Origin of the sequence: Shewanella sp. SM29 (assembly GCF_025654245.1) — a bacterium.
In the GTDB taxonomy this organism is placed as follows: domain Bacteria; phylum Pseudomonadota; class Gammaproteobacteria; order Enterobacterales; family Shewanellaceae; genus Shewanella; species Shewanella oncorhynchi.
In genome coordinates, this window is sequence record NZ_JAKKRN010000016.1 from 94,089 (window position 1) to 110,877 (window position 16,789).

14 protein-coding genes are annotated in these 16,789 nt (G+C 45.6%); 1 reads left to right on the forward strand and 13 read right to left on the reverse strand.

From position 1 onward, the window contains the following. Positions 1-26 precede the first annotated feature (26 nt). From L5L77_RS12815 to L5L77_RS12850, 8 genes are all read right to left on the reverse strand, one after another. Positions 27-1,202, reverse strand: a complete 1,176-nt coding sequence (locus L5L77_RS12815; RefSeq protein WP_263222873.1) for a family 43 glycosylhydrolase — start codon at positions 1,200-1,202, stop codon at positions 27-29. Then, positions 1,195-2,157: a galactofuranose ABC transporter, permease protein YjfF gene (yjfF, locus tag L5L77_RS12820; RefSeq protein ID WP_263222875.1), complete on the reverse strand. Its 963-nt coding sequence runs from the start codon at positions 2,155-2,157 to the stop codon at positions 1,195-1,197. Before yjfF ends, L5L77_RS12815 begins: the two co-directional genes overlap by 8 nt. Further along, complete coding sequence (locus L5L77_RS12825; protein ID WP_113940442.1) at positions 2,154-3,266, reverse strand: ABC transporter permease; 1,113 nt, start codon at positions 3,264-3,266, stop codon at positions 2,154-2,156. The genes yjfF and L5L77_RS12825 overlap by 4 nt, the downstream gene beginning before the upstream one ends. Next, entirely contained in the window at positions 3,267-4,766 is a 1,500-nt protein-coding gene (locus tag L5L77_RS12830) for a sugar ABC transporter ATP-binding protein (protein ID WP_263222877.1), read from the reverse strand. Between the two features lie 33 nt (positions 4,767-4,799). After that, a complete protein-coding gene (locus L5L77_RS12835) occupies positions 4,800-5,738 on the reverse strand; it encodes an ABC transporter substrate-binding protein (RefSeq protein ID WP_263222878.1) in 939 nt (312 codons plus the stop codon). Positions 5,739-5,845: 107 nt separating this feature from the next. Continuing rightward, entirely contained in the window at positions 5,846-6,901 is a 1,056-nt protein-coding gene (locus L5L77_RS12840; RefSeq protein WP_263222880.1) for an aldose epimerase family protein, read from the reverse strand. A gap of 107 nt (positions 6,902-7,008) precedes the next feature. Next, the gene (locus tag L5L77_RS12845) at positions 7,009-7,779 is read right to left on the reverse strand and encodes an SDR family NAD(P)-dependent oxidoreductase (protein ID WP_113940438.1); all 771 of its coding nucleotides are present in this window, start codon (positions 7,777-7,779) and stop codon (positions 7,009-7,011) included. 60 nt (positions 7,780-7,839) lie between these two features. Next, positions 7,840-9,573, reverse strand: coding sequence for an IlvD/Edd family dehydratase (locus L5L77_RS12850; protein WP_263185838.1), 1,734 nt, complete (start codon positions 9,571-9,573; stop codon positions 7,840-7,842). Between the two features lie 205 nt (positions 9,574-9,778). On the opposite strand from L5L77_RS12850, the gene L5L77_RS12855 reads away from it, so the two are divergent. Beyond that, positions 9,779-10,714 carry a glycoside hydrolase family 43 protein gene (locus L5L77_RS12855; protein ID WP_259215996.1) on the forward strand — a complete coding sequence of 312 codons (936 nt, stop codon included), beginning with the start codon at positions 9,779-9,781 and terminating at the stop codon, positions 10,712-10,714. 103 nt (positions 10,715-10,817) lie between these two features. Here L5L77_RS12855 and L5L77_RS12860 read toward each other — a convergent pair whose 3' ends face one another. From L5L77_RS12860 to L5L77_RS12880, 5 genes are all read right to left on the reverse strand, one after another. Then, positions 10,818-11,534 (reverse strand): FadR/GntR family transcriptional regulator, encoded by a 717-nt coding sequence (locus L5L77_RS12860; protein ID WP_012587648.1) that lies wholly within the window; start codon positions 11,532-11,534, stop codon positions 10,818-10,820. A gap of 276 nt (positions 11,535-11,810) precedes the next feature. Further along, positions 11,811-12,413, reverse strand: coding sequence for a beta-phosphoglucomutase family hydrolase (locus L5L77_RS12865; RefSeq protein ID WP_012587647.1), 603 nt, complete (start codon positions 12,411-12,413; stop codon positions 11,811-11,813). A gap of 121 nt (positions 12,414-12,534) precedes the next feature. Further along, positions 12,535-14,037, reverse strand: a complete 1,503-nt coding sequence (gene araA / locus L5L77_RS12870) for an L-arabinose isomerase (protein ID WP_263185840.1) — start codon at positions 14,035-14,037, stop codon at positions 12,535-12,537. Positions 14,038-14,098: 61 nt separating this feature from the next. Further along, the gene (locus tag L5L77_RS12875; RefSeq protein WP_263185841.1) at positions 14,099-14,806 is read right to left on the reverse strand and encodes an L-ribulose-5-phosphate 4-epimerase; all 708 of its coding nucleotides are present in this window, start codon (positions 14,804-14,806) and stop codon (positions 14,099-14,101) included. 1 nt (position 14,807) lies between these two features. Further along, entirely contained in the window at positions 14,808-16,481 is a 1,674-nt protein-coding gene (locus tag L5L77_RS12880; RefSeq protein ID WP_263185842.1) for a ribulokinase, read from the reverse strand. Positions 16,482-16,789 lie beyond the last annotated feature (308 nt).

Below are 16,789 nucleotides of genomic sequence, written 5' to 3' on the forward strand. Positions count from 1 at the left end.
TTATAAGTTATAAAAAATTTTGAGGTTCACTTAGCAAACGTTTGCGCATCGCTGAGCTCATTATCAAACTGTGGCATGCCATCTGCTGACCAAGATATCGCGCGATAATAGCTGTGGCGATTGCCGTCGGTGAGTGGCGTTCCTTGTAGTTCAAGGTAATTGCGGGCGTGGTAGAACATTAACTCCGTCTTACCGTCTTCTGCCAGTACAAAGCTGTTGTGCCCAGGGCCAAAACGTTTAAGTACTGGATTACTGCTAAATACGGATGTGGGTGCTTTGTGCCAGCTATTGGGATCGAGGAGATCGGCCGTTTGATCCGCCCACAGCAAGCCCATAGCGTATCGATCATCTGTGGCGCTAGCGGAATAGGTCACAAAGACTTTGCCATTTTTAATGAGCACGGCAGCGCCTTCGTTGACTTTAAAACCTAATCTTTCCCAGTCGAGCAAAGGTTCGGTGATGATGGTTTCCGCTGCTGACGCCTGCGTCGGCGACACCATTTTGGCGATCACCAATCCCGTATTGTAGCTTTTAGCCTCATCTTGCTGCGCCCAAATAAAATAACGCTGTTCGCCTACTTGAAAGCTGGTGGCATCTAAGGAAAATGCATCGTGCGCTGTCTTAAGGCGTCCGAGTTCCTCCCACTCACCCGTCATCGGATCATCGCCATTTAAGCCTAATACAAACATACGGTTATGAAAACGCAGGTCTTTATCACTGGCGGCATAATAGATATACCAACGGCCATCAATCTTATGTAGTTCGGGCGCCCAAATGTCGATGCTCATGGGCCCAGACTCATGCTTATGCCAAATGATCTTAGGCTTTGCTTGGCTTAGAGCCTGAATCGTGGCGGCATGGCGCAGTTCTATTCGATCAAATTCAGGTACAGAGGCGATAAAGTAATAGCTGCCATCGTCGGCTTTAATTACCCAAGGATCGGCGCTGCGGGCAATAAAAGGCGCGTTTTGAACAGTGGATTTGGTATTTTGTGCGGTAATGGCCTGATGAACGACAGCTTTATGCTCAAGTACAGGCACTGCATTCGCAGGGCCTGCCATACAAACCGACAGCGCAATTGACACCGCCAGTGCCGAAAAACGGCTTGATTTAGGGTGAATTTGATTAGCGTTACCATGTTGAGAGCTAACATGCTTATAGCTAATAGGTTTAGAGCGAGTCATTGAGGTTAACTTATCCATGGCTAGGTTTACGTCCATTCAAGAGTTTTTGTAACACGATGAAGAAAAATAGTAATAATCCAATCACTATCTTGGTCCACCAACTGCTGAGCGTGCCATCAAAGGTAATGTAGGTCTGGATCACCCCCATTAAAAACACCCCAAGCACAGTACCTAACACAAAGCCCCTACCGCCGGTAAGTAAAGTGCCGCCAATCACCACAGCGGCAATGGCATCGAGCTCGACTCCAATCGCTCCGAGCGCATAACCGGAAAAGGTATAAAAGGTGAATACAATTCCCGCCAACGTTGCGAGAAAACTACTGAGCGCATAAATACAGATAGTGGTTTTCGCGATAGAAATCCCCATTAACTCCGCCGATTGCGCATTACCGCCAAGGGCGTACACATTGATTCCGAAACGGCTGTAGTGCATCATGACGGCAACAATGATGAAAAACAGAATAAAAATCAGTGAGCTAATATCAAGCGAACCATGACCGGGTAAGGCAATGCTCAAATCAGCAATGGCATCGTAAAACGGATGATCAATCGCGATTGATTCTTCACTGATGGTGGTTGCCATGCCACGTGCTAAAAACATCCCCGCTAAGGTCACAATGAAGGGTTGAAGCTTGTAAACGTGGATAATGCTGCCCATCAAGGCACCAAAGAGTGTGCCAAGGGGCAGAACCAGTGCAAAGGCGAGCAGTGGATGCCAGTGATATTCGGTAATTAACACGCTGGTGAGCACGCCACTTAAGGCAATCACTGAGCCTACGGATAAATCGATGCCCCCGGAGATGATGACTAACGTCATCCCGAGTGCGGTGATCAGTAAAAAAGCGTTATCACGGAATAAGTTAGTCACGACTCTGACACTGGCAAAGCCTTCAAACTGCATTGAACCTATCAAAAACATCACTAGCAGTAAGGAGGCCGTGATCCATAGGGGAATAAAACGTTTAGCGATCATTTTTTGTCTCCAGCCTTGGCGCTGTTGAAGGTGCGAAGTTTGAATAGTCCCGATAGCTGACGTCTAAATTTCTCAGACTGCAGTAACAGTACACTTAAGATCACTATGGCTTTGATCAACAGGTTAAATTTGGCAGGTAAACCGCTGACGATAATCGTAGTGGCCAAGGTTTGGATGATCAGCGCGCCGATGATCGACAACACAAGTGAGAAACGGCCACCAGTTAACGCTGCGCCACCAATCACTACAGCTAAGATGGCGTCGAGCTCAAGCCATAAGCCCGCATTATTAGCGTCTGATCCTTGAATGTCGGCAGTGCTTATCATGCCGGCTAACGCTGCGCATAATCCGGCAATGGCATACACGAACAGCTTGATGGATTTATCATTAATACCAAGGTAACGACTCGCTTTGGCGTTACAACCTACGGCCTCAATAAAAAGTCCCAAAGCGGTTCTGCGCAGCAATAATTGGGTCAGTAGCAACATGCCAATGACAATCCAAATCGGCATAGGTAAGCCTAAAAACTGCCCAACACCGATTGCCGCAAATGCTTCATGTTGAAAGGTAATGATCTGCCCCTGATTGATTAGCTGAGCGACGCCGCGCCCAGCAACCATAAGCAGTAAAGTTGCCACAATGGGCTGAATGCCTAAAACACTGACCAAGGCACCATTAATACAACCCGCCGCGAGGCCAACCATCAAACCCGCCAATACCACTGTCACTAAGCTGATATCCGGCACCAGCAAAAGGTTAGCGCAGACCGCGCCTGCGATTGCCATCACAGCACCAACAGAGAGGTCAATCCCACCTGTGGCAATGACTAAACTCATGCCAATCGCGAGCAAAGCGACTGGCGCACTGCGGTTTAAAATATCAATCAAGGAGCCATAAAGACGGTCATCTTGATAGGTTAAATGGAAAAAACTGCTGTCGATAAACAAGTTAACTAGCAGCAATAAGGCTAACGCTAATAAAGGCCAAAGATAACGACCGAAGGACTTTGACTTACCCGCTTGATAACGGTCTGTTTTTTCTTTGGTCATTGTTTGCTGGCTATTCATAGGTAAAGCCTCCGGCGACATCATTTCTGCTGAGCTTTTCATTTATCCCTCCGCAATGGCTTGCATAACGTGTTGTGAGGTGAGTTCTGATCCCGTTAATTCACGCACTGCATAACGGTCGCGCATCACCACGACTTTGTTGGAGAATGCGACAAGTTCATCTAATTCGGAGGAGGCAACGAGCAGCGACATACCATCGTCACACAGGGATCTAATCAGTTTGATAATTTCGGCATGGGCGCCGATATCGATACCGCGGGTCGGTTCATCGAGCACTAACAAAATCGGTTCAATGGCAAGCCAGCGCGCTAAGATCACTTTCTGCTGATTACCGCCACTGAGCTGCTCTATGGGTTTGTCGGCATCGGGCGTGGCGATCTGCAATTTATCGATAAAGAACTGGGCAATTTCCTCTTGCCTCGCTTTCGATAAACTGCGCCACCATCCCACCCTCGCCTGCAAGGCTAAAATGATGTTCTCGCGAATGGATAAAGGTCCAATGATGCCGTCAATTTTGCGATCTTCAGGACACAGCGCGATCCCCGCATGAATCGCATCAACAGGTTGTGAAAGGTTTAATTTTTTACCTGCTAAGTGAATGCTGCCGCTTTCAAGCAAATCCAGTCCAAAAACTGCATTGCAAACTTCACTGCGCCCTGAACCTAACAAGCCAGCAAGACCCACTGCTTGACCTTTAGGTACAGTGAGCGTCATGGCTTGAATGGAGCCTTTAACGGACACGCCCTCAAGGGATAACAGTACCGCTGAAGTACCCTTTGCTGGATTATCTTCAATCTTTTTATCAACCAGTTGCTCTAGCAATGAACGCCCGAGCATAGCTTCAATCAATTGGGATTGGGGTAACTCAGATGTGAGATATTCACCAATAAAACGACCGTTTCGCAGTACCGTAATGCGGTCACTTATCTGATAAACCTGATCGAGAAAATGGGTGATAAACACTATGGCCACACCCTTTTGTTTAAGCTGTTTTAAAATGCCAAATAGCACTTGTACTTCATCCGCATCAAGGCTGGCCGTTGGCTCATCTAATACCAACACTTTGGCTGACATGGCTACGCCACGGGCAATGGCGATAAGCTGTTGTACGGCTATAGAGTATTGTGACAGTGGCGCAGTGACATCAATATCCAGCTTAAACTGAGTCAATACGCTGCGGGCATCGGCATACATCTTTTTAAAGTGAATTAACCCAAAACGTTTAGGCTCATGGCCCAGAAATAAATTCTGCGCCACGGAAAGATTCGGAACCAGATTCACTTCTTGATAAACTGTGCTGATCCCGATTTTCTGTGCCTCAATCGGCGTACAAAAATGTTGTTGTTCACCCAGAAAAATAATATCCCCGCCATCTTTGGATTGTGCCCCTGTCATCACTTTCACCAGTGTGGACTTACCCGCACCGTTTTCGCCCAAGAGGGCATGAACTTCCCCTGAATATAAACGTAAACTCACCTCTTCTAGCGCTTTCACGCCGGGGTAATGCTTACTGATATTCTGCAGTTCTAAGATAAGGCTCATAGCTTGTCTCCCCAAGAAACGCGTTATCGTCGATTAACGCAGGCGACGCTTTTCATATTCGGCGGCGGTTTCTTGGGTATAAACGTCACCCGTAGTGCTAATCAGTTTCGATTGGTCTTTTTTTCCCTTAAGGAATGCATCGATAACATCAAAGGCTGGTCCGCCTAAATAGGGGCTCAATTCTACTGTCGCATTGGCCTCCCCATCGGCCATGGCTTTAAAGTAATCCGGTACGCCATCAACCGAAACAATCAAGATATCTGTCCCCGGTTTTAGTCCAGCTTCTTTAATGGCTTGCACGGCGCCAAGTGCCATTTCGTCGTTATGTGCCCAAACGGCGCACAGTGCTTGGCCGTTTTGTGCTTTAAGGAAACCTTCCATCACTTCTTTACCCTTAGCACGGGTAAATTCACCCGTTTGGCTGCGGATAATCTTGGCATTGGGATAATTTGCGATAACGGCATTAAAACCGGCTGCACGATCGATGGCGGCAGTGGCACCAACAGTGCCCTGTAGTTCGGCGATATCACATTTGCCTTGGGTTTTATCCATTAACCATTGGGCGATTTTGCTGCCTTCTTCGGTAAAGTCAGAGGCAATGCGGGTCAGGAATAATGAATCGTCATCGACCTTAATATTACGGTCAACTATAACAACAGGAATGTGGGCACGTTTGGCTTCTTTCAGTACCGGTTTCCAACCCGTTTCGACTACTGGCGCAATAATAATCGCATCCACACCTTGGGCGATAAAGCTACGTACGGCTTTGATTTGGTTTTCTTGTTTTTGCTGTGCATCGGCAAATTTTAAGTCAATGCCCCTTTGCTTGGCTTCTGCTTTTACTGCCTCGCTGAAGCTAGTTCGCCAACCGCTTTCTGACCCTACCTGTGAAAACCCGACAGTTGTCGCGAATGCGCAACTGGTACTAACTGCCCATAAACTGAACGCTGAAACTAGTTTAAAATTTTTCATTATTATTCCCTTTCAAAATTTTAGTGACAAAAATCCCCAGACCTTCTTAATTCAGAAGATCAAACTTAAAACGTTTCGTTATTTACTGGTTATAAAATTTATAAAACTCAGATGTTTTTAAATGTGTGTACCGTAATTTGTTTGTACAAGATATTGGCTTCTAGGATCACAGTCGGAAAATGATCAATATTAACGGCGTTTGGATAGCCATGGGTTTCTAAACATAAACCGCGATATTGAATTAATGGCTGACCGTGATTATCGAAATGCGAGCCATCTAAAAAATTTCCGCTATAAAATTGTAATCCTAGTTCTGTCGTACTTATTTCCATTTCACGTCCTGAAATAGGATCGACCAAATTAGCAATGACGTTTAAATTTGATGTGCTACTGTATTTTTTATCCATGACAAAATAATGATCATAGCCATTATCTAAGGTATGAATATCACGTAAAATCATTTTAGGTTGTCTAAAATCAAAGGCGGTATTCTCTACTTGGATTAATTCACCCGTAGGAATTTGCTCTGCATCTAAGGCTAAAATATGTTTTGATTGGAGTTGCAAAGAATGGCCTAGTATTCCGTTTTGTTTATCGGAGGCTAGATTCCAATAAGTATGATTGGTTAAGCAAACTGGCGTTGTTTGATCCGATTTTGCTTCATAGGTAATAATTAACTCATTGTTTTCATTTAATCTGTATTCAACTTTTATCACTAGCTCACCTGGGTAGCCTTGGTCACCATCAGGACTGATTATGGTGAAACTTGCCGCGACAGCATCTTGGTAGCGCAGGGTTTCACATTGCCAGAGACAATGGCTTAATCCTTGGGCGCCGCCATGAAGTTGATTATTACCTTCGTTTGGCGTTAATTGAACGTGTTTGCCATTGAGTGAGAATTGAGCACCGTCTATTCGATTCGCAACGCGGCCTGCAGTAATACCAAAATAATAAGGGTTTTTTGCCCAATCTTGAATGTTTTTGTAACTCAAACTTAAATCAATCGGTTGTGCTTCTTTGTCATGAAGTTTAACCGACCAAATGCTCGCGCCATAATTAGATAATAATACCTCCAAACCATGGCTATTGGTTAAGGTGATTAAATGCAACTCTCCAGGAAATGCGGCATGAGTTAATTTTTGCGTTGATATTGAGAGTTGCATAACGGTAGTGTCACCTTTTAGTATTTAAATTTTTATCAGCAGCACTCCTCGCCTATCCACGCGTAATAAATAACGACTTAATGAACCACAAACGGTATTGTTAATGACTAAATCCAACCACCATCAACGATAAAGTTTTGTGCAGTGCAGAGTTTGCTATCATCTGAAGCCAAAAATAATGCCATGGCTGCGATATCTTCTGGCATCACATAGTCTTTGATACATTGATTATCTTCGATATGTTTTGCCGTATCTTTATCTACCCAGTGGGTTAATTGACGTTTAGTCATCACCCAGCCTGGCGTTAGGGTATTAATTCGAATTTTATCTTTACCTAAATCTGCGGCGAGTCCTCGGGTCAATCCCATAGCGCCGGCTTTAGAAGCGGTATAACCCGCCATGCCAGACTGACGATTGTGCCAACTCATCGAGCCTAAGTTGATCACTGAACCACCACCGAGGCGTTGCATTTGCTGCCTAACAGCCTGAACAGCAAAAAAGTAATGTCGTAAATTGGTATTTAAACAGTGATCCCAATACTCGGGCGTCACTTCATCTATGCTATGACGTTGATCGCAGGCGGCGTTATTGATTAAGACTGAGATCGCCCCTAATTCTTGTTCTACTGTTGCTAACACCGTTTTTAGTGCGTCGATATCAATCAGATCGCAGGGATAAAACTTTAAGACTGCATCAGCTTGATTAGTCAATAAGCTGTTAACCAGTTGATTTGACTCATCCACAAGAATATCTACAAATGCAACCTTTGCGCCCTGCTCTAAAAAAGATCTCACTAAGCAGGCGCCAATACCCGTACCGCCACCACTAATAAAAATGGTCTTTCCTTTTAAGCTCGGGTACTGATTACTCAACTTCATAACTCAACCTTTTTTTAAAATAATTATTTGGTTTCATTATAAAAGAAAAAGGTGCCATGTTTAATGGGAATGTGCCGGAATATCAGCACCTCGACATCCCACTAGAAAATCAAAGTCACAACCTTCGTCCGCTTGCAGCACTCTTTCTTTAAAAAGAGACAAATATCCAGTGCCGATGGGAACGGGTTTCACCGAGGCTAACTTAGCCAATCGATTTGCTAATTCGTCAGCGCTGATCTCAAGTTGCAGAATACCCGCAAAGGTATCAAGCGTGATCATATCGCCATTTTGCACCGCCGCTAAGGGACCTAAATCCTGCGCTTCGGGTGCAACATGCAAGACTACAGTGCCAAATGCGGTGCCACTCATGCGCGCATCGGAAATCCTGACCATATCTTTAATGCCTTTTTTCAATAGCTTAGGTGGTAATCCCATATTACCCACCTCCGCCATGCCCGGATATCCCTTGGGGCCGCAATTCTTGAGCACCATAATACTGGTTTCATCAATATCCAATTCTGGAGAGTTTATACGAGCGTTATAGTCATCAAAACTCTCAAAAACCACAGCTTTACCACTGTGTTTCATTAAATGAGGACTGGCCGCCGAAGGCTTAATTACTGCGCCTCGGGGAGCAAGATTTCCCCTTAATATCCGAATCCCACCATTTTCAACTAAGGGCGCATCGATGTTCATGATGACCTCTTCGTTGTAGCAAGGCGCATCCATTACATTTGCCCACAGGGTTTGGCCGTTCACTGTTAAAGTGTCTTTATTCAATAAATTTTTATTAAACAGCTGCTTTAACACTGCGGGCAAACCTCCTGCATAGTAAAAGTCTTCCATCAAGTACTGACCTGAAGGTTTTAGATTCACTATGGTGGGCACATCGTAGCCGTGTGACCAATCGTCCAATGACAATTCAACACCAATACGACCTGCTATCGCTTTTAAATGGATCACCGCGTTGGTCGAGCCGCCAATCGCCGCATTGGTTTTTATCGCATTGATAAAAGCCTCGCGGGTCAATACTTTCGACAGCGTTAAATCCTCATGCACCATGTCAACAATACGCATGCCAGACATGTGGGCCAACACATTACGCCGTGAATCTACGGCAGGAATGGCGGCATTTTGCGGTAAACTTGTGCCTAAACTTTCCGCCATACAAGCCATAGTTGATGCTGTGCCCATGGTATTACAGGTGCCCGTTGAGCGAGACATATCGGCTTCAGCATTCATAAACTCTGCAAGACTGATATTGCCCGCTTTATACTCTTGGTGCAGTTCCCAGACTAGAGTTCCTGAGCCCACGTCTTTACCTTTGTGCTTACCATTGAGCATAGGTCCACCAGTGACGACTATCGTCGGCAAGTTACAACTGGCGGCGCCCATCAATAATGCGGGGGTGGTTTTATCGCAGCCAACCAATAAGACAACACCATCAATCGGATTACCGCGAATCGCTTCTTCAGTATCCATCGCTGCTAAGTTACGTGTCAGCATAGCGCTTGGACGTAAATTGGATTCGCCATTGGAAAATACGGGGAATTCAACCGGTATTCCCCCTGCCTCACGTATGCCGTTTTTGACCCTTTGTGCTAAATCGCGCAGATGGCCGTTACAAGGTGTAAGTTCTGACCAAGTGTTACAGATGCCGATCACAGGTTTATTTTGAAAATGATGGTCTGGTATGCCTTGGTTTTTCATCCAGCTGCGATACATAAAGCCATTTTTGTCATCACTCCCAAACCAACTCGCAGAACGAAGTGCTTTCGTTTTTTTATTATTCATTTTCACACCTTCGTTATAACAATCTGTGCCTTAGTGAATGCACTCGGTTACCGCATTGACACTTACCTCGCCACTGTATGCCGCTCTGTCCTCGCCCAAAGTGGCAAAAAGACAGTCGTTAATCATTTGCGCTTTAAAGATTGCTAGTGGGTAAAAGTATTGGTATTACTATAATACTAAAATGTCAAAAAACAATAGAGGAATTATGAAAAAGGCACTTTTGAGTATTTGTTTAGTATTTAATTCGGCGGCATTTGCCGCTAATCCTGTGTTCCCCGAAGTGTTTACTGCCGATCCTGCCGCTATGGTCCATCAGGATACTGTGTACCTTTATACTGGGCATGATGTGGCCAAAGACAACAAAACCTTCTTTGAGATGCACGATTGGTTAGTCTTTAGTTCAAAGGACATGCTGAATTGGACCGAACACGGCAGTAAGTTAGCGGTTAAGGATTTTAGTTGGGCAAAAGGCGATGCTTGGGCAAGCCATGTAATTGAAAAAGAGGGTAAGTTTTATTGGTATGTTACAGCAAGACACGCCAAGATTAATGGCTTTGCGATTGGTGTGGCCGTTGCAGACAGTCCATTAGGCCCTTTTAAGGATGCGCGTGGGACGGCACTGATCACCAATGATATGACAACCGATACCGACATCGACTGGGATGATATCGACCCAGCGGTATTTATCGATGATGATCAGCAGGCCTATATTTTTTGGGGTAACTCAAAGCCTCGTTATGCCAAACTAAAGCCCAATATGATCGAACTCGATGGCCCTATTCACGCTATCGATGTGCCTAATTTCACCGAAGCATTATGGGTGCATAAAAAGGATAAAACCTATTACCTTTCTTATGCCTCAGGTTTCCCCGAAAAAATCGCCTACGCGACCAGCGATAATGTAAAAGGCCCGTGGAAGTACCAAGGCATACTGAATGAAGTGGCAGGTAACTCACCAACAAATCATCAAGCAATTATTGAATTTAAAGGCAAATCTTATTTTATTTATCATACTGGCGCCTCGCAAAATGGCGGCGGTGAGTTTAGACGAACCGTTGCCATCGACCCGCTTTATTACAATGAAGATGGCACGATTAAACGAATTCAGATGACGACGGAAGGCATTACTTCGGCGCAGTAATACTCTGATGATGGCTAATATGGTGCGAGGACAGTTGTAGAAACTAAAAAGGTGAGCCGAATATCGGATCACCTTTTTGTTGCCACCAAGCATGTGCGTGATGCTATTTGTGCTCGATATTTTTCTTTAGCGTATCTTGGGAGGTGGAGAGCAGTTTATTCATTTCTGCTTTAGCACGTTCACTGTCCCCTGCTTCAATCGCAGTATAAATGGCCTTGTGGCCTGGCAGTGATTCGAGGAAATCATCTTGGATGGTACTACTCAATCTAAAAATTTCGAGTAAAGCCGACTGAATTGATACGCCTAAAGAGACCATAAACTCATTGTTGGTCGCATCTAAAATCGCCATGTGGAAGTCAATATCCGAGGTATAAACCTCATCTGTGCCCACTTGCGCCGCTTCCATCTTGGCATAGGCTGCCGCAATGATTTTAAGTTGCGCTGGAGTACGTTTTTTCGCGGCAAGTTCGGCAGCAGCGGGCTCAAAAACCTCACGGATTTCATACAACGACGTGTAAAATTCGGGTGAGGGTTTAGATTGAGAAAACCAATTTAAAATCACGGGATCGAACATATTCCAATGGCGGCGCTCACGAATACGGGTGCCCAGTTTGGGACGCGATTCAATTAAGCCCTTTGCGGTAAGCACTTTAAAGGCTTCTCTGAGCGAAGTGCGAGACACCTCAAGTTCTTCACAAATGGTGTTCTCATTGGGAATATATTCACCCGGAGCATAAAATCCGCCAACAATACGCGAGCCAAGTTCGCTGGCCACCCAGTTGTGGATATTCTGCGGTCGGTTGTTTGCCTGATTTGCCATTGCGCCCTCTTATGTCCCGATATAGCCGAACAGAATCTAAAATAACTCGCTAAAAAAGCCGAAATTGATCAAATGTTATGATACTACCTTTCCTTAAAAACGTAACAGGTAATTTTTATAAAGCCAAGAATTTATGAGGGTTTCGCGCTAATTCATCTTTTCGCTTTCACCCCACTCTCACGCTTTTCTTTACACTGTAAGGCTGCGATGGACAGGGTTAATTTACCTGCTACGGCTCATTTTATGCCTATATTCGACAGGTTTTTAGTAGGATGGCTACGTTAGGAAATAATCGTTTTTAATATCAAAATCGATCAAGACATCGACCACAAACATGCCCGCTGATTGTGCTGCTTGAATACCTGCTTTTGCATCTTCAAACACGATACAACGCTCAGGGGTAATCCCCATCAACTCGGCGCAGCGTAAAAACGTATCTGGTGCAGGTTTGGGCGCGACGACTTGATCGGCACCAACCACATGGTCGACTAGCTCGAGTAAGCTGCACAGGGTTAAAATCTCAACCGCTTCCTCTGTATAAGCCCCTGTACCCACTGCCATCGGGCGCTTGCCCTTATTCTGCTTGGCAAATTCGGCTAAACGGGTTGGCTTAACATAGAGGTGCATGGTTTCTCGAACCAAGGCTTCTTTATAGTCATTCATTGCTTCACATGTGGCGGTCGGTGTTACACCAAAATGGGCAATTAAGATTTCAAGGGTGCCAATTGTCGGCACGCCCGCCAAGGATCGCATTAATGCGCCATCAATAGGGATCCCAAAGTGGGTTAATGTTTGTCGCCATGCCTGTTCATGTAACTGGCCGCTATCGACCAAGGTGCCGTCCATATCGAAAATAATGCCATCAAAATCTGCGTACATACTGCTTTCCCAACCCTTAAGACTGAAATAAATTGACCAGCTCAACTCGTCTGACGCTCACACATTAACGTGCACAAATTAAAAAGCCGCCCTGAGGCGGCTTTTCAGTATTAGCTTGAGATTATAGCCCTCTTGCTAAACCGTAATATACGGAATTCTGGCGAAGCTCATTTTTAAACTGACGAATGCGAGTATCAGCATCGATGATCACCAGTTCAGCCCCCGCCATTTCTGCAAAGTCGACTATATTGTCAGTGCTAATGGCTTGGCTGTAAGCTGAGTGATGCGCGCCACCCGCATGGATCCAAGCTGCTGCTGCAATAGACAGATTTGGACGCGGCACCCACAGTGCAGAAGCAACGGGCAGATTTGGCAATTCCTGTGGCGGCGTTACAGTATCTAATTCATTGAGAATAATACGGAAGCGGTTACCAAGATCGATAGTCGATACGTTAATGGCCGGTCCCGCTTTACCGGTAAATAGCAGACGCGGAACATCGCAGCGCACACCGATAGTATGACGGTGTACTTCTAAACGTGGTTTAGCGGCGGCAATAGACGGACACACTTCAAGCATATGCGCGCCGAGCACTTGGTCTGTCACGCCAAAGTTATAGGTGTAATCTTCCATAAATGAAGTACCACCGGTGCGGCCTTGGCCCATGACTTTCATGATGCGAACCATAGCCGCGGTTTTCCAATCGCCTTCGCCGCCATAACCGATTCCGTTTGCCATCAAACGTTGTGTCGCTAGCCCAGGTAAACCCGTCATGCCAGTTAAGTTTTCAAAGCAGTTAGTAAAGGCACCAAACTCGCCATCTTTTAAGAATTGGGTTAAGCCCAGTTCGATTTGCGCTTCTTTTCTTAAACGGTCAAGTTGGTATTCATCGTTAAACAATTCATTACTAATGACATATTCGCTCGCGTAGCGGTCGATTTGGGCAGTTATATCATTATCGGCAACCGCATTAATTGCATCATTTAGCTCACCTAAACTGTAGGCATGCACTTCGTAACCGAATTGAATCTGCGCCGCTACTTTATCGCCTTCAGTTACTGCCACTTGGCGCATGTTGTCGCCAAAGCGCGCAATACGAAGATTTTGGCTTTCGTTCCAACCGGCTGCAGCACGGCACCAATCGTCCACTTGGGCTTGTACATCGTTTGTTTGCCAATGACCTACTACCACTTTGCGCTCTTTGCGCATGCGGGTGCCGATATAACCAAACTCGCGGCAACCATGGGCACTTTGATGGGTGTTCATGTAGTTCATGTTAATGTCGGCCCAAGGCAGCTCGGCATTAAACTGAGTATGCAAATGCATGAAGGGTTTGCTGAGTTCATTCAAACCCGCAATCCACATTTTGGCAGGCGAGAACGTGTGCATCCACAGGATAACGCCTACACAGTTTTCATCACTGTTGGCCGCTTGGCAAACCGCATAGATTTCGCGGGGTGATTTAACTGTAGGTTTATAGACGACTTCCATTGAAATCGCGTCTGACTGATTAAAACCGTGGACAATTTGCTCACTATTTTTCGCCACTTGCTCCAACACTTTAGGCCCGTATAAATCCTGCGAACCGGTCACAAACCACACTTGCTTTTGTTTGAATGCTTTCATATTTCTCTCTACCCTATAAATTTGATGATTCTGGTAACGTGAAGCTGATTGATTTTATTCACTATTTACTAGTGACACTGTTTTGGCCGTAATAGGCGTCTTTACCGTGCTTACGTAAGTAATGTTTATCAATAAGCTCTTGTTTTAATGGCGTGATACTTGGCGACAAGGTTTTGGTCAGATAAGCCATTCGCGCGATTTCTTCGAGTAGCACAGCGTGATAAACCGACTTTGCCGCGCTGTCTCCCCAAGTGAATGGCGCGTGCCCCGCCACGATTACCATAGGTGACTCGCTTGGATTTCTATCAACAAAGCAATCGAGAATTTGTACGCCCGTTTCTTCTTCATAATCGCGGCTGATTTGGTCATCACGCATCACAGCTGTGCATGGGATCTCGCCGTAAACATAATCGGCTTGTGTGGTACCCAAACAAGGAATGGCGATTTGCGCCTGCGCCCATGCAGTTGCATAAGTCGAATGTGTGTGGGTGATGCCGCCAATACTCTGCCATTGACGGTATAAATAAGTGTGCGTTTTGGTGTCGGATGACGGACGTAAACGCCCTTCGACAATTTGGTTTTCAAGATCGACAATAACAATATCTTCGACCTTGAGATCCTCATAGGGCACACCGCTCGGCTTAATGCCAATTACACCGAGCCTGCGATCAACTTGCGACACATTACCAAAGGTGTAAGTCACTAAATTGCGCTTCTCAAGCTCCATATTGGCTTCATAAACTTCGCGTTTCAGTTCAAGAAATGACATGTTATTTCGCTCCATCAACATAATGCCCTAGGGCTAAATACGCTTGATAAAGCGCTTGGTATTTTTCAGCATTGGCAGGATTTGGCGCATAAGTTTTGGCGACATTAGAGGCCATCACGGCTTGCGCACTTAACACATCGGAATACACGCCTGCAGCGGTTGCGGCATAAATTGCGGCGCCCAAGGCACAGCTCTGCTCGCTTTCCAGTACGTCGATGTTGCAATTCCACACGTCAGCGCAGGTTTGCATGATGAAATCTGACTTTTTAGAGATACCGCCAATCGTGACGACTTGATCGATTCGCACGCCCTCTTCCTTAAAGCGTTCGATGATGGCTCTGGCGCCGTAGGCACTGGCTTCGACTAAGGCTTTAAACACTTGCGGTGCGTGGCTACCCATGGTTAAGCCGCTGATCGCCATAGATACTGATTGGTCGGCATCGGGAGTACGACGACCGTTAATCCAATCAAGCGCGACGATACCAGTGTCGCCCACAGGAATAGTCGCAGCAGCATTACCCAGCTCAGTTAAGGTTTCATCCTCGAGCTGTGCAATCAGTTTGGCTTTCACTTCTTCGTCAAATAATGCTGAAGTATTGATATTTTTAATTGGCCAAGTGGTGAGGTCCTTAAACCAAGCGTAGAGATCGCCAAAGGCTGACTGCCCTGCTTCAAGACCAATTAAACCTGGCATAACTGAGCCATCGACTTGGCCGCAAATGCCTTTAATACAGCGGGAGCCAATATCTTCATAACTGGCAACTGTTATATCGCAAGTCGACGTGCCCATCACTTTGGTGAGTACGCCCTCCTTCACATTGGCCCCCACCGCACCCGCATGACAGTCGAACGCGCCGAACGACACGATAACGTTGGTTGATAGTCCTAGATTGGCGGCCCACTCGGGTGTTAAGGTGCCGCAGATTTTATCTGAGGTGCAGGTTTCAACGGGTAAGCGATCACGAATTCCGTCCAGTAATGGATCTATATCAACAAAGAATTCATTAGGGGGGTAACCATTCCATGACTCGTGCCACATGACTTTGTGACCCGATGCGCAGCGACCCGCCTTGTATACATTAGGGTGAGTTGTGCCTGTCATTAACGCTGTGATCCAATCACAGTGCTCGACCCAGCTGTAAGCCGCTTGTCTCACTTCAGTGTCATGGCGCAGTAAGTATAATGCTTTGGCCCAGAACCATTCAGATGAGTAGATCCCGCCCTCATATTTAAGGTAATTCTCTTTGGCGACTTTAGACGCTGCGGTAATTTGCTGGGCTTCAAGAATCGCGCTATGGTCTTTCCACAATAAAAACATCGCATTAGGATTAGACGAAAATTCTTCTTTAAGCGCTAATGCCACGCCTGCTTCATCAACGGCAATCGGTGTTGAGCCTGTCGTGTCAAAGCTTAAACCACACACGTTTGCCGCTGCGCCTGCTGGTGCTTTAGCCCAAAGTCCTTGTACAACCTCAATTAAACTTTCAATGTAATCTAAAGGATGTTGCCTAAATTGATTTTTAGCAGGGACGCAATACAGTCCCTTTTTCCAACGTGGGTAGTACACCACATTGGTAGCAACTTCAGCGCCGCTTTGTGTATCAACCAATAACGCGCGAACAGAATCAGAGCCGTAATCCAGCCCTAACGCGTAAGACCCTAAAACATTAGACATTAGCATCCCCGTACATTGAACTCTGCAATCAGCCAAGTGATCACAAACATTGTGAATATCATTTAGTACTACAATACTACTATAGCCTAATGGTATTACAATATTATTTTTATCAAAGAGTGATAATTTTTTTAACATCAGCAACAACTTTATCAAGGCAATTGTTTTGTAAGGATTTACTGTTTTTGTCAAATCGCGACAAAAACGCATCGGCAGAAAATTCGTGAAGCGCAGAAAATCGGCGATTTGGGGTGGCGTGGTCAATCTGGTGATTGACATCTAGCGGATGAGTGAGAATAATACGCGGC